At 40.7% G+C, this 13,895-nt stretch carries 9 protein-coding genes; 5 read left to right on the top strand and 4 right to left on the bottom strand.

Going from position 1 to position 13,895, the window contains the following annotated elements; all coding sequences use genetic code 11:
• Nucleotides 1-69: 69 nt before the first annotated feature.
• Nucleotides 70-1,500, bottom strand: a complete 1,431-nt coding sequence (locus tag BP621_RS09220; protein WP_292389329.1) for a TraB/GumN family protein — start codon at nucleotides 1,498-1,500, stop codon at nucleotides 70-72.
• A gap of 779 nt (nucleotides 1,501-2,279) precedes the next feature.
• Here BP621_RS09220 and BP621_RS09215 point away from each other — a divergent pair.
• Nucleotides 2,280-3,746, top strand: coding sequence for an asparagine synthetase B family protein (locus BP621_RS09215; RefSeq protein WP_292389328.1), 1,467 nt, complete (start codon nucleotides 2,280-2,282; stop codon nucleotides 3,744-3,746).
• A 140-nt stretch (nucleotides 3,747-3,886) separates the two neighbouring features.
• Here BP621_RS09215 and BP621_RS09210 read toward each other — a convergent pair whose 3' ends face one another.
• The 3 genes from BP621_RS09210 to BP621_RS09200 all read right to left on the bottom strand — a co-directional run bounded on the left by BP621_RS09210 (nucleotide 3,887) and on the right by BP621_RS09200 (nucleotide 7,516).
• Complete coding sequence (locus BP621_RS09210; protein ID WP_292389327.1) at nucleotides 3,887-5,011, bottom strand: metal-dependent hydrolase; 1,125 nt, start codon at nucleotides 5,009-5,011, stop codon at nucleotides 3,887-3,889.
• A 260-nt stretch (nucleotides 5,012-5,271) separates the two neighbouring features.
• Nucleotides 5,272-6,327, bottom strand: coding sequence for a metal-dependent hydrolase (locus BP621_RS09205; protein ID WP_292389325.1), 1,056 nt, complete (start codon nucleotides 6,325-6,327; stop codon nucleotides 5,272-5,274).
• A gap of 298 nt (nucleotides 6,328-6,625) precedes the next feature.
• Entirely contained in the window at nucleotides 6,626-7,516 is an 891-nt protein-coding gene (locus tag BP621_RS09200) for a dienelactone hydrolase family protein (RefSeq protein ID WP_292389324.1), read from the bottom strand.
• Nucleotides 7,517-8,072: 556 nt separating this feature from the next.
• Here BP621_RS09200 and BP621_RS09195 point away from each other — a divergent pair.
• The 4 genes from BP621_RS09195 to BP621_RS09180 all read left to right on the top strand — a co-directional run bounded on the left by BP621_RS09195 (nucleotide 8,073) and on the right by BP621_RS09180 (nucleotide 13,408).
• Nucleotides 8,073-9,176 carry an MtaA/CmuA family methyltransferase gene (locus tag BP621_RS09195; protein ID WP_292389322.1) on the top strand — a complete coding sequence of 368 codons (1,104 nt, stop codon included), beginning with the start codon at nucleotides 8,073-8,075 and terminating at the stop codon, nucleotides 9,174-9,176.
• Nucleotides 9,173-10,000, top strand: coding sequence for a cobalamin-dependent protein (locus BP621_RS09190; protein WP_292389320.1), 828 nt, complete (start codon nucleotides 9,173-9,175; stop codon nucleotides 9,998-10,000). Before BP621_RS09195 ends, BP621_RS09190 begins: the two co-directional genes overlap by 4 nt.
• Before the next feature lie 381 nt (nucleotides 10,001-10,381).
• Nucleotides 10,382-11,983, top strand: coding sequence for a methylamine methyltransferase corrinoid protein reductive activase (locus BP621_RS09185; protein ID WP_292389318.1), 1,602 nt, complete (start codon nucleotides 10,382-10,384; stop codon nucleotides 11,981-11,983).
• 348 nt (nucleotides 11,984-12,331) lie between these two features.
• A complete protein-coding gene (locus tag BP621_RS09180) occupies nucleotides 12,332-13,408 on the top strand; it encodes a phosphatase PAP2 family protein (RefSeq protein WP_292389317.1) in 1,077 nt (358 codons plus the stop codon).
• The last annotated feature ends 487 nt before the right edge of the window (nucleotides 13,409-13,895 follow it).

The following is a 13,895-nucleotide window of genomic DNA, read 5'->3' as shown; positions in this document are numbered from 1 at the left end:
CCTCGATTTTTCAGTTCAATCGCGTAAATCCTATAAATTACAGTTCGGCTAGATAGCTTTCTAGATTCATCAGAATCCAAGAGTCCTTAAACCGACAAAAATAATATCCTTAGGGTCAAAGCCAGTAACCTGCATTATTATATAACCTCCAAGGACAGCACCGACTACGCTTCCAATGTTTGCAAAACTTGCGACAAGAAGAACTCTCATGATATTGTTTTTGAAGATATCACTAAAGTTTTCTACTGCAAAGAGAGCCTTTATATCTGAAGCTTTAGGATTTAGCTTCTTTGCTTCTACAAGGCCGGCAAACCAACCTGCATGTGGAGTAGTTATCCAAGCAGTCAAAAAAGAAGTTAGAACAGAGTTGCGATGGCCTCCTGCAAGCAAAGTACCCAATGCACTTAAGGCTCCGGTTATAAGGAACCAACATACAAAAGCTATCAAAAATAGCTTGAGTGAAACGCCTGAAAGAAGCAGTAACAAAAAAAATGCAATAATAATGCCGACAAAAATAAAGCTAATAATTTTTGCAATTCCATATTTTTTCTTTGGAATCTCCGTGAGAGTCTTCAATGGAGGGATGATCTTCGGGTTTTTCAGATATTTAATTACTCCAGATTTATGCCCAGCTCCTATGACCACAACAACAGTTTTGTTTCCTCCTTCAGCAGCTTCAATGATACTTCCTGCAAGATATGCATCTCGTTCATCAATTAGGACTTTGGCTGCAGTTGGAGCAAAGCCTCGGAGTTCACTTACAAGTTCAGCTACAAAGTCTGGTTCTGTAATATGATTAATATCAAGATTAGAATCGTCTTCTTTACCAAGATCAATCAGGCCACCTAGTAAGGAGCTAATCATCTTCACTTTTTCCAGGAATTTCATCTTTCCCCAAAAGCGCTGAAGAGTTACCTGGATATCCCTGTCAATTAAAGCAATATTGGCGCCTATATCACCAGCTTCGTCTATTGCAGAGAGCATCTCAGCGCCAGTCCTTACGCCCATGTCCTCTCCTATTTTTTTCTGCAAATGGGCAAGAAGCCAGTGTATAAGATAGTAATAAATCTTCCCTCCAGAAAGAAGATCCTTGATAGGAACCTGTGCTTCCTGTGCATTTCCTTCTAGAGAATCAAAACGTCCCTTGCAGAGCTCGACAGCTACAACATCTGGTTTCAAATTCCTAATAACAGTCCTAACCTCTTCAACACTCTTTTCCGAAACGTGAGCTGTACCGATGAGCACGATTTTCGAGTCAGCCTGATGTCCATCTGGAGATTGGGAAGTTGAGGGTATTGAAATTACCGAAACAGAATCCGGAAGAGGTTCTGCAATAAAGTTGGAGCTTATATCAAGCTTTTCTTCATTTTCTTCGGTTTTTATTGCGAGTACCGGGACAGAAACCCCATTTTCCTCTGGGGTGATAATTGAAGAATCAGAAATATTAGATTTCTCAACAGAAATAGTGTTTTCTGCTGATTTGGGTGCAAGTTTGTCCATAAAATTTATTAACTCCTAATATGAGATGTGAAAGTCGTAATCAGATTCTTGCTTTGAGAGACATAATTCATAGTTTTGTCCATTATCAATCTTTTTATTGCGAAGGCGATTCAGTTTCAAGTCTAGTGATTTTTAAAATTACGTTCATCACTAAATTTGGGAACTGAATCGATTTCAATTCTCAAAACAATAAATAGGGTTCTTATATATTAGCCTATATATGAAAATAATTACTAAAAAATTATGCTAATCACAGGAATAATTAAGCTTTTTATATAAAATTCAGTTGTGACCTATTAGAAATTTATGTTCATGTTTTAACACACATTGAGCTCATTCCAAAACTTGAAATTTGTTTTTTGGGCCTCGTATTTCGAATAATCAATCAAGCTCAAGATCATAAACACAACTTTGAAAATTATCAACGATTAAGAATAGAGTGGCTTTTGGGATAGGCTCATTACTTACCTCTATCTATTTCTTCCCAACCTATTTACAAAGAATATTCAAAAGTACAGAGAGCAGAAAATTACAGGCCGGAAGCAAGTATGTGAATATTCTAGAAAAACAATTAACTTGTCTGCTGCAAGCTTCTTGAATCAGTAATTCTAACTATTTTTGAATTAGTAGTTTCAATTACTCTTAAATTTGCAATTTTTAATACTCTTAAGTTCGCAGTTTTTACTATTTAGGATTCTATATGTTTTTTTTAAATGGAAAAATGATAAATAGAGATAGAGTGCGTGTATACACCGAAGATAACGAAAAAAGGAGTAAACATGTGCGGAATAGCAGGAGTAGCAGGAACTCCTGATACAAATGAAGAAACAAAAAGAATGCTTGCAGCCCTCGGGCACAGGGGACCTGATGCTTGCGGAACCTATGAGGCCGAAGGACTGAGTATAGGGAATACCCTGCTTAAAATTACAGGCGATATGCCCCAGCCTTTGATTGGAAAAGGGGCTCTGGTACTCAATGGGGAAATCTTCAATTTCAGGGAACTTGCAGCCGAGCAGGGCATAAAAACCGATTCAGACACTGAAGTGTTTTTTGCCCTCATAGAGAAAAAGATAAAGGAAGGAGAAACTCCGATAAATGCGATCTTTTCCGTGCTTTTCAGAGTAAATGGAGATTACGCTCTGGCCTATGCCCTGGATAATGAGCTTGTATTGGCCAGAGACACTGTAGGAGTCAAACCCCTTTATTATTCCCTGGAAAAAGGGAAAGAAAAGCCCAAAATCACCTTTGCCTCCGAAAAAAAAGCTTTTTCCAACCAGATAAACCAGATAAAATCCTTCCCGCCTGGAAGAGTCATGGCTTTCGATATCAGGAATGGAAGGCTTGAAAAAAAATCCCTTACAATTGAGCCTCCGCAAGAAAGAATTTCAGAAGAGCACGAAGCTGCTTCCCGCCTGAAGACTGCCCTTGAAAAAGCTGTTGAGATGAGGCTTACAAAAACTGCAGGAATTGCGTTTTCCGGAGGCATTGATAGTACCTTTTTAGCGGCTCTTTCAAAAAGCATTGATCCCTCAATTTCCCTTTATGCCGTCGGGCTTCCTGATTCCCATGATCTTACCCAGGCTCAGCGTGCGGCTGAAGCTGCTGGCATGAGCGATTCCCTCAAGACCCATCTCCTTTATCCCGAAGAAATCGAGGATGCAATCCCGGATGTGATTTATTCGACGGAATCAACGGACCCTATGAAAATTGCAATCGGGCTTCCACTCTACTTTGTAGCGAAAACCGCAAAAGAAGATAGAAAACGAGTCCTTATCACGGGTCAGGGCGCAGATGAACTTTTCGGAGGCTACAGCAGGCACGAGGGCTTCCTTGAGCAGGGGCTTGAGGTGCTTGACAGAGAAATCTACTCAGACCTCCAAAAGATTTCAACTATTAACCTTGAGAGGGATGACATGGTTACTATGGCCAACTCCGTGGAGCTCAGGGTGCCTTTCCTGGATAAAGAGGTAATAAAAACAGGGCTTGCAATCAGCCCTGAACTTAAAGTCCTTAAAAGAGACGGCCTGTATACAAGAAAATATATCCTAAGAAAAGCCGCAGACGGCCTGCTTCCCTCAGAACTTCTCTGGAAAGAAAAGAAAGCAATCCAGTATGGGACAGGAGTTCAAAAGGTACTCGATAAGCTTGCCCGTAACGCAGGGTTTTCAAAAAAGGAAGGAAACCATATCGAGAAGTACCTAGAACAGGTTGCTACAGATCACGAGTTTGATTTCATACTCAGATAAAGGAATTCCCTACTGAATAAGGTAATTAATTCCTTATCTGGTAAATGTGGTCTTTAAATCTTTCGGAGATGAATGTAAGTTATCCACTCGAAACAGCGAAGAGCCAAATAAACTTCCCTACTATCCAGATAGCCCGGAAATTACTCAAAATAGTTTTTATTAAGCTTCTTCTCCGGTCTTCCATAATGGCTCTCATATGCTTCATATTCTCTGCTCTCCCTGTCAAAAACGAACCTGTAAACCGTATCGAAATAAGGCCACTTGTCAACATACGGATTTCTGGCATCGCTCAGAATTACGGTTACAAGTCCGTTTTCTTCGGAAACCGAATACGTAGGATAATCGATTGTCTGGGGGACTGAGGCCCTGTAAAGTTTTCCTGCCCTTTCGGCATAAGCCTGAGCGTCAGGGACGTCGCCTGTTACAGAGATTTTTTCAACGTAAAAACTTTTTTTGATTCCTGACCAGTAGCTGACTTCCAGAAGCTTATAATGGGTATCAGTATACGGATATACTGCAAGAAATTTGCCGATAGATATCGGATAGGTATTTTTGTAGCTTACTCTGGTTCCTTCAGTATCGGAAATGTAATTGATCAGAAAGATTTTCGCAACCGGAAACACTGCGGTCCAGAGGAGGAGAACTAAAATTATGGAAGCATAGAGTTTCCTCTCGTTCCTGTTTACAAAACCGTGGAGCCTAGTTAGACTATTTAGCTTTCTGCTCAAGGTATCTCTTTCTTTAATACTCCATCTATCAACGCTCAGGTTAACTTTGCTTTTAATTATCCATTTGTTTCTGTTTATGGCATATCCTCCAGCCATCATGAAAAGAGGCAGCAATGGAAGAAAGTTCACGATGGGGTCGAAAGGATAAATGGCCCTAAGGGCTGACTCATGTGTGTTGAACGGATAGAAAGGGCGCATTTTTGCGCTTGTAGTATAATCGAGTAATATATGGAGGAAAACGGCCTGAAACCCTCCGAACGTAAAGCGGCGGTCTTTAGTTTTAACCCAGATGAAAAGTGAGACAAGAAAAGCAAAAAAGATCGAGTGAGTAAGCTCTCTGTGGCCAAGCAAGTAGAATAATTGGTTCCGAACCTCATGGCTTAAGCTGCTGCTGATGAGAGTAAATATTGAATATGTAAAATAGTCAAGATCAGGGAGTGAAGAAAGAAATAGTAAAACCAGCCTCTTTCTTCCTTTAAGGCCCAGAGCGTAGGCAAGAAGCAGGCCGATTCCAAGATGGGAAAGCGTATTTACCATGATGTACGTTCTGTAATATTGAAATTTGTTTGAAATTTGTTTTGAGATTCGGGTTGTCATAAACGATATTCAGGAAGAACTCAAAATAGCAAAGTTTTTGGCGCTATGGCGCTTCATAATATTTAATTTATATTATATAAAATAATTGATAAATATTGAGGAAAAGAATTTACTATAGTTGGCTACCGTGACGAAAGAGGCTGACTACAGTTTTTCAGAGTATTTCCAACGCAGAATATCCTGATTAGTTATTTAAAGGCTCATCCAAACCAGTTAGTGCCTAATCTCTCCTCCTGACTACCATGCATACTTGCATATACTTCGTATTCCTCTCCGTTTTTCCTGTCAAAGACAAACCTATAAAACGATTTAAAGTAAGCTATATCTCTGATGTATGGATTTCTGGCATCACTGAGGATAACCGTTACAGAATCGTTTGTTTCGGAAACCGAGTAGACCGGATAATCGATTTCCTGGGGAACGCCTGCCCCGTATAAGTTCTCTGCTCTCTTAACATAGGCAGCAGCATCATAGACATTTCCGTCTACAGACACTTTTTCAACGTACAGACTTTTCTCGATCCCCGAACGATAACTTATTTCCAGGACTCTATAATGAGTTGAATTATATGAATATGCAGTCAGGAACTGACTTGTAGATTCGGGATAGGTATTTTGGTAGCTAATTTTGGCTTCCTCTGCCCAGGAGATCTGGTTGATTAGGAAAGCTTTCGAGACCGGCATGACGGTAAGCCAGACAAGTAACAAAAGAATAAGCGAGGCATAGAGCTTATCATCAATATTTGATATGAAGGTGCAAAAGCTCTTTACTCTTCCATTTATTTTTTCTGTGTGGCTCAAATTTACTAGAATTACAATGAAAGGAGGTAGGAGAGGCAGCAGGTTTAATAGAGGGTCAAAGAAATAAACCGCACTCATAATAGAAGTGTCCGTACTGAACGGGTAGAGAGGGCGCATTTTCCAGCTTGTAACATAGTCCAGGTAAGAGTGAAAGAAAAGGGACTGGAATCCTCCAACCATAAAAAGCCAATCCTTTGTCTTAAACCAGAGAATAAGCGTAATCAGAACAATGAAAAGGATAGAGTGCATAAACTCTCTGTGCCCGATCAGGTAAAAAAGCTGGTTTCTCCCCTCAGGGCTCAGGCTATTATTGGAATAGATAAATGTTGAGTACAGGATATAATCCAGGTCAGGAAGCACGGATAATAAAGCCACAACTTTCAGTTTTTTTCCTTTCAGGCCTAAAGCCAGAGCAATGAGAAGACCTACTCCAAAATGGGAAATTACATTTACCATGATCCTGTATTCCTGACGGATATTTTGCGTTTGATTTTATATTAAATAATATAGAGAATTAAAGATATATTTCTTCTTTTTAAAAAATCGTGTGCGGAAGTTGCAAAGTTGTATTCACTTCCGAGAATAATAAAAAGCAAAGTATAGAAAGAAAAGTGAAATTCTAAAAACAAATCCCCAAGCTCGCAGGTAAAATCAGCACCACTTTTTCAGAAAAACATTATCACTTTATCAGAAGGAATGGATTAATTAGAGGATAACTCCCTCTCAAATTCCGGGGTTGAAAAATTCAACTTTCTTACAGGGCCGAATTCTTTAATATCCTGTCAAAGAAGCTTATCATCTCGTGATATGCGTCCTGTGCAACAAAACTTTCAGAAATTTCTCCATCTCCTTTAATCATGAAACCGTGAGGCTCGCCCTGGTAAACTTTCAGCTCGAAGTATTTATCAGATACATCCAGTTCACCGGCATATCTGTAAATGTCAGTGATATTGCTATACTGGTCCCGTGTACCGTGTATCATAAGCATGGGTGCGTCAAGCTGGTCTATCAGACTGGCCGGTCTATCGGGCTGGATTTCAGATTCGCCCACGTAGGGAAAACCATACCAAGCGACTCCAGATTTGAACTGCTTAATATGGGGCAGGAAAAGCATGGTATACCTGCCTCCGGCACAAAAGCCGGTAAGGCCAAGTCTTTCGGAATCAACATCGTCCCTTGTTTCAAGGTAAGCTATGCTATTTCTAATAAGAGCTTCTACCTCCGTATCCGACGGAGAGACAGCATATGTCTGCCAGAAAGGAGCGATCACAACATATCCGTCTTCTGCTATTCTGTTCACCAAAGTCTGATACCCGGGCTCGAACCCTTTAAATGAGTGAATCAGCACTATAGCCGGGTAATTTCCTTCTGCAGCCGGGGCCGCAGTATAAGCCGGATAAACAGCCGGATAAACCTGGCGGCCGCTTGTAATATTAACCATTTTAGCCTGAGCCAGAGATGAACGATTTACGGTTTCAAGAATGTTATCCTGTGATAAAGCTAAATAGTGGCTTTTGGTTTCATTACACTCGATTCCTGCAGTTTCCGAAACCTCATAGTTGGAATGTGAGGAAGCTGTACTGCCTAAAGCGCCAAGATGGTTCACCATGAGCAAAAATAAGACTAATTTGTTCATGAAATTCATTTACTCCCCAAAACATTTTTAGGATTATATTAATAGGAAATTATATGTTAAAGGATATGAGTTATAATGATTAATTATTTCTTACGGAAAAAACAGAAACTATCGGCATATCTCTTATATGGTTTAGCTATTTTGCCAGGTATTAAGCAAGCTCTTCATTCTCATGAGTGAAATTTTTGGATAAGGAGTAATAAGATAACTATTGAAAATAAATTAGATAGACATATTTAGGAAATATATAAATCTTTTCTTATTGTGCTAATGCATTCAGTTAAATATTCAAAAATTCATATTAATAAACACCAGTGTAAGAACTGTCAACTTTTGCACAAATAACAATAGTTTTCATATATACTTCCGGGACTCGGAAAAAGAACTTGCAAAAAGAATCGTGAAAACAGGACATTTCAGGTTTTTACCTGACAGCAGATCACTTCTTCTTTTACCCTGTGGGTTACATTAAAAAACGAATTTTTTGTGATCTAACTGTAAAGTATAACTCTTAGTATATAATTTATAAACTATAATAGGTGCAGATAAAAAGGAGACATATATCATGGTAAGTGAAATGACTCCAACCCGAAGAGCTATGGCAGCCGTGCTTGGAGGCAGGGTTGACTATGTACCCCCTGCAAATCCCCTTGCTCAAACTACGACAGAATTGATGCAGGTATGCAACGCTTCCTGGCCAAAAGCCCACTTCGATAGCAAGATGATGGCAGACCTTGCAGCCGCCCCATATGAAGTTTGTGGCATCGAAGCTGCGCGTCCCCAGTTTGACATTTCTCTCGAAGCTGAAGTTCTGGGATGTAAACTTGACTGGGATAAGCCAGACAGACCTCCGGTGACCGGCCCAGCTTATACGACTCCCGAAGATGTGGCCTGGCCCGATAACCTAGAAGAAACTGGAAGAATCCCGATAGTGCTTGGAGCAATCGACGAATTGAGGAAGCGTTACGACGGCATGCTCCCTATTATCCCTGGACTTACCGCTCCCTTTACGGTAGCAGGTCACATAGCAGGCATTGAAAATATGGCCCGGTGGACAAAGACCGACCCGGAAATAGCCCATGCATTCATTGAAACAGCAACTGATTTCGTGGTAGCTTACGGGAAATTGCAGGCTGCTTATGGGGCACATATTATCTTCCTCGCTGACCCTTCAGCTTCCAGCAATCTGATCTCTGCGGAAACGTACAAAGAATTTGTACTCCCTGCCCACAAAAGAATAGCAAAGGAAATCAGCTGTCCCCAGACCCTGCACATCTGCGGGGACGCTAGTAAACTTCTACCTTACATAAAGCAGAGCGGAATTGACTGCTTCTCCTTTGATGCCGTTCCAGTGTGGTATTGCCGTCAGGTAATGGGTAACGAGATGTCCATTCTCGGAAGCCTGGATGTCATAGACCTGATGCCAAACGGCACCCCCGAACAGGTTTATAACAGAACACGGGAATGCATATTACAGGGAGCTGATATTGTTGGGACTGCATGTGGTGTTTCATCTGGAACTCCACTCGAGAACCTCAAAGCGTATGTCAGGGCCTGCAAAGAGACCCCAATCCCGAAATACGACGACGTGGAGGACCTTATCAGGCAGATTGGAGTCGGTATTGGAAGGAATATGAAAGAAAATGTCCTGGGTGGAATGCAAGAATGATCAGGCACATCGACATTGCAGTTCAGAAGATCTTCGAGATGAAAGAAAAAGAGCCTGCAAAATTTAAAAAACTCATCGACGAAGGGATCATGATAGGCCTCGGGGTAGATCTTGGAGACAGGAGTAAAGAAGTGAACACTGTCAACCAGATTAAGAAGCAAAACAAGCCAAAAGATCTCGAATATGCAGTTGTGACAGAGGCTGTGATCGAGGGAAATAGTGACGAAGCAATAAAACTCACAGCTGCCCTGCTTGAAAAAAGAAAAGATCCAACAGACTTGGTCTTAAATGCCCTTATGCCTGGAATTCAGACTGTCTGTGAGCTTTACGACATAGGAGAAAGCTATATGCCTGAAATCCTGCTGGCAAATGAGGCCCTTATCGGAGGGGTAAAACTTTGCCAAGAAAAGATAGGCGAAGTTCCCTCCAAGGGGAAGGTAGTATCCCTTGTTATTGAAGGAGATGTGCATGATATAGGCAAGAACATCGTAGCCGCCATTCTCAGGGCAAATGGTTTTGAAGTAGTCGATCTTGGAAAAGATGTAACAGTGGAAGCAGCCGTTAAAGCTGTAAAGGCAGCAAATGCTGATCTTGTCACCGGAACAACCCTAATGAGCACAACCAAAGAAGGCCTTAAAGCCCTTGCAGAGGTCCTGGACTCCGAAGATGTTCCTGTAGCTTGTGGTGGAGCTGCTGTAGACAGACATTTCGTCGAGACTTTTAGTAACTCGGTATATGGAAAAACTCCACTTGATGCCGTAAAAATCGCAAAAAAGATCTGTGCAGGGAAGGACTGGAAAGAAGTACGCAAGGAACTTCACTGATTTTACTTTAGCTTTCTATTTTTATTTTTTGTATTTGATGTTATCTCACTTTCATTTATGGAATTCTTAAATCTGGAAGTAAATGCTGGAAAGTGAATATAAATAAAGATCATAAAAAGTTGGCGGTCCCTCAATAATCAGTTGATATTTTCCAGAGTACTCANNCTTTTTGCTCTCGTTTTCTGCTTTGTGTACACTCAATTTCCTGTAAGCAGGTAAGCTTAGAGAACTATGCAACTTCGCAAAAATACTCAAAGAAAAAATATCAACCACTTACTAATGCACGACCAAAAAGTTAACAAAACCTGAAAATACTGAATAATAAGAAAAACATAAAAAAGAAAAGAATGAACAAAAACTCTAACAAATCCTGGAATAAAAATGGATCAGGCAATAAATATTGATATCGGCACCAGTGGGATTAGAGCCCAGCTCCTGAATCTTATGGACTCTTCTGTTCTTAGGACTGCAGTTTTTTCCAGAAACCCGCTTCCTGGTGCAAACGTCATTGACCATATGGACTTTGCGATCAGCTATGGACAAGGAATAGCCCATGAAATTCTTATCTCAGCCGTAAACTCCCTTGTAAAGAGCCTTAAGCCAGAAAACCTCAAGCGCATAGCTGTTTGTGGAAATCCGATTGAGTTGTCGCTATTCGAAGGAATAGAAGTTCGTGACCTTGCATTTGCAGGAAAAAACGCCCTTGAAAAAATGAATGTAAAGCCTCCGAAGAGGGACGGACATATTGCTTCAGGAAATGAGATCGGGCTTTCCACAGATGTTGACGTGATAATTCCTCCTTCGATAAAGCACGAAATTGGAGCCGATGCCCTTGCTATGATGATAAAAACAGGGTTTCTGGATACTCCCGAAACGTGCATGGTTACGGATTATGGGACGAATGCCGAAATGGCTGTGAAGGTAGATGACAGGATATACACGGGATCGGCTGCTGCAGGTCCTGCTATCGAAGGACAGCAGATTAGCAAAGGAATGCTGGCAACACCTGGAGCAATTGCCGATTTGAGGCTTTCCGGAGGCTGGCAAGCACTTGTCCTTGATGAAAAGCTCAGGCTGGTAGAAGGGCCAAGAATCAATCTGCGCAACGGGACCTTCAAAACAACCGGATATCCTGCAAAGGGAATTACAGGCACTGGAGTAATCGCCCTTATGTATGCAGGGCTTGTAACCGGCATAATAAAACCCCCCCATATTGAAGGCGGAAAAATTCAGCTGGGAAAGGGGATCACGTTTACGGAGAAAGATGTAATAGAAGCCGGAAAAGCTTTCGGTGCCCTGAGAGCTGGGCATCTTACTCTGATGCACGAAGCAGGAATAGCCTACGAAGACTTAGAAACTATGTATATGTGCGGAGCAAGCGGGACATATGTAGATCCGCAAAAAGCCCGCTTCACAGGTATTGTGCCTGTAACCCCAAAACGGATTGTCCAGTGCGGAAATACATCCCTGGAACTTGCAAAAGACCTGGCCTTTGATCCTGACTACCTTCCATACCTCAATGAAATGAAGAAATCGATCCTTGCAAATCATATTATGTTTGCTTCATCCCCTACCTTTACAGCCATCTATATCCAGGAAATAGCCCTATGGAATGAAGGGATGCCTCTTGAAAAGTATAATGTAAACCTTGAAAGATCAGGTATTCAGCCTATTCCACAAAAACTGCAGGAAAGCATTATTGAAAGAAAATGTAAAAGGGATATATGGAAACTTGGAAAAAGCTTAGAGATCATGGAGCCTGAGTGGGATTTCTTCGCTACCATTAAGTGCAGCGGTTGCAATACCTGTGTGCATGAATGTTCAGAAGAAGCTCTTACAAGAGAAAACGAAAGTTTCAGGATCAATACTGCAAGATGTCTCGGCACTGCCTGCAGAAGATGCGAAGAAAGATGCCCTGATAAGAAATTTTCGATCAGTAACTTTAAGCTGAAACTTCCAGAGTTCATAGAGATGGGACAGTAAGATGGGACAGTAAGATGGAACAGTAAGATGGAACAGTAAGATGGGACAGTAAGATGGAACAGTAAGATGAACAGTAATCTTATAAGAGTAATTTTACTCAGATCTAACAAGAGTAATTTTATTCAGTAAACTTAATAATAAATATCTAACCCTGAAGAGGATTCCAGCTATACAGAGATACAAAACAATACAAATTTAAAATAGTTCTCCAGAATACGTCGTTATAAATTCAATAATACAAAATAAATCTAAATTTTTTACTGATTCCAGATATCCAGTTTAATACGGAACTTTTTGGATAAAACTGAGAATATCCGCAGGCAAATATTTAATCAGGAGTTAGAGCCCTTGTTCCAGACTGAACCTATACTATATCTGCAATCCCTTGGAAGCGATTGGCTTACAACCCTCATGATTCTGATAACTTCAATGGGATCGTCGGCTTTTTTAGCTAGCATAGTAATTATCGTAACTTTCGGGATTAATTTTAGGAAAGGTTTTCTTCTGTTCCAGCTTTTAATCTGGACAGGATTGATTACTGAAATCATTAAGACAGTAATCGCCTTTCCAAGGCCGGATTATGTAGACAATAGAGTCCTTAACCTTGAATACGGAGTGAAAAGCACATCCCCTTTCAATGGGAGTGGACCTGAAGGGGTGTTTGAACTTCCCGACAAAGAAGTGCTTGAAACCTTCCACCTTCAAGAAGCGCTTACCCCTTCACCTTTCGGTTTTCCTTCCGGGCATGTCGCAATTACGACTGCGCTCTGGGGAGGGAGTTCCACAATTTTCAACAGTCGAAGAATCAAAATGATGGCTCCTGTTGTGATATTTCTTGTAGCCTTATCGAGAATGTACCTGGGAAGGCATTTCCTAGGAGATATTCTGGGAGGAGCTGTTATAGGTTTATTTTTCCTGACTGCTTTTACTCTCTTTCTCAAAAGCTCCCTGAAAAATGATTTTTTCAAGAAAGAGAATTTTGAACTTGCACTCAGGCGCAAGAACCTTATTTTGTACTTAGTCCTGTTTGTTATCCCTCTTATTCTTATGGCTTCATCTATGATAAGTGCAGAAGTAGCGGGTTTTTTCCTTGGCACGAATATTGCATACGTTCTGATTATACGAAAAGGGCTCCCTGATGATGCCGGCAGTGTTGAACAGAGAGTTTTGAGGGTATTTACTGCACTTCTGCTGTTTGGAGTCTCCAGCTTTATTCTTGGTGTCGGGTTTGAGGATATCGAAACTACATCTTATCTCAGTTTTAAACTCATCGAATTCTTAGAAGCTTTTATACCTGCATCTACAATCTGGGTGTCTGTAGTCGTCTGTACAAAGCTTAATCTGTATAGAAGAGAAAGGGAGTTCGTAAGCATCCAGGGCACGGAATGGAGTAGGAATTCATTAAAAAAGAATGAAATGGAGTAGAAATTCAACTTGAACTATGTCCTGGGAAAACTATATATCTCAGAACCTGAAGGAGATCATATATATTATATGAAGACAGAAATAGAGTTAATTAACCTCAGGCAAGCATATAGAGGCAGACTAATAAATCGCAGTAAGGCTCTGTAATGCATTGGCTGAAGGGACAGAATGAACCACACAAGCGTAAGAAATATATGCTGTTAAAGAAAAAATGTTAAATCGTTATAAATAATTTACCTTGTACTTATTCATAAGGAATAACTTAAATAATGCTTTTGACTATTGAGCGTATTCATAATTCACTGGAGAAATAACTAACTGAAAACCGCAACCTATTGGTTGCAATCAGTGGAAAAGACCCAAGGGTTATTTCACCGTGGAAAGGGTTTCCCACGGCATAGATCATATAATCATATCAAGACAGAGAGGATGACATTCATGGACTTTGAAAAATTACGACACGGAACCGAACTTATCAAGAGGGGCT

Source organism: Methanosarcina sp. UBA5 (assembly GCF_002505485.1).
Taxonomy (GTDB): domain Archaea; phylum Halobacteriota; class Methanosarcinia; order Methanosarcinales; family Methanosarcinaceae; genus Methanosarcina.
Note: the sequence above shows the minus strand (reverse complement) of the source record. Positions and strands in the feature narration are given on the sequence as shown.

What these genes read in the sequence shown, in the direction of transcription:
- BP621_RS09220 (WP_292389329.1), bottom strand. Translation starts at nt 1,500, where the DNA reads ATGGACAAACTTGCACCCAAATCAGCAGAAAACACTATTTCTGTTGAG.
- BP621_RS09215 (WP_292389328.1), top strand. Translation starts at nt 2,280, where the DNA reads ATGTGCGGAATAGCAGGAGTAGCAGGAACTCCTGATACAAATGAAGAA.
- BP621_RS09210 (WP_292389327.1), bottom strand. Translation starts at nt 5,011, where the DNA reads ATGGTAAATACGCTTTCCCATCTTGGAATCGGCCTGCTTCTTGCCTAC.
- BP621_RS09205 (WP_292389325.1), bottom strand. Translation starts at nt 6,327, where the DNA reads ATGGTAAATGTAATTTCCCATTTTGGAGTAGGTCTTCTCATTGCTCTG.
- BP621_RS09200 (WP_292389324.1), bottom strand. Translation starts at nt 7,516, where the DNA reads ATGAATTTCATGAACAAATTAGTCTTATTTTTGCTCATGGTGAACCAT.
- BP621_RS09195 (WP_292389322.1), top strand. Translation starts at nt 8,073, where the DNA reads ATGGTAAGTGAAATGACTCCAACCCGAAGAGCTATGGCAGCCGTGCTT.
- BP621_RS09190 (WP_292389320.1), top strand. Translation starts at nt 9,173, where the DNA reads ATGATCAGGCACATCGACATTGCAGTTCAGAAGATCTTCGAGATGAAA.
- BP621_RS09185 (WP_292389318.1), top strand. Translation starts at nt 10,382, where the DNA reads ATGGATCAGGCAATAAATATTGATATCGGCACCAGTGGGATTAGAGCC.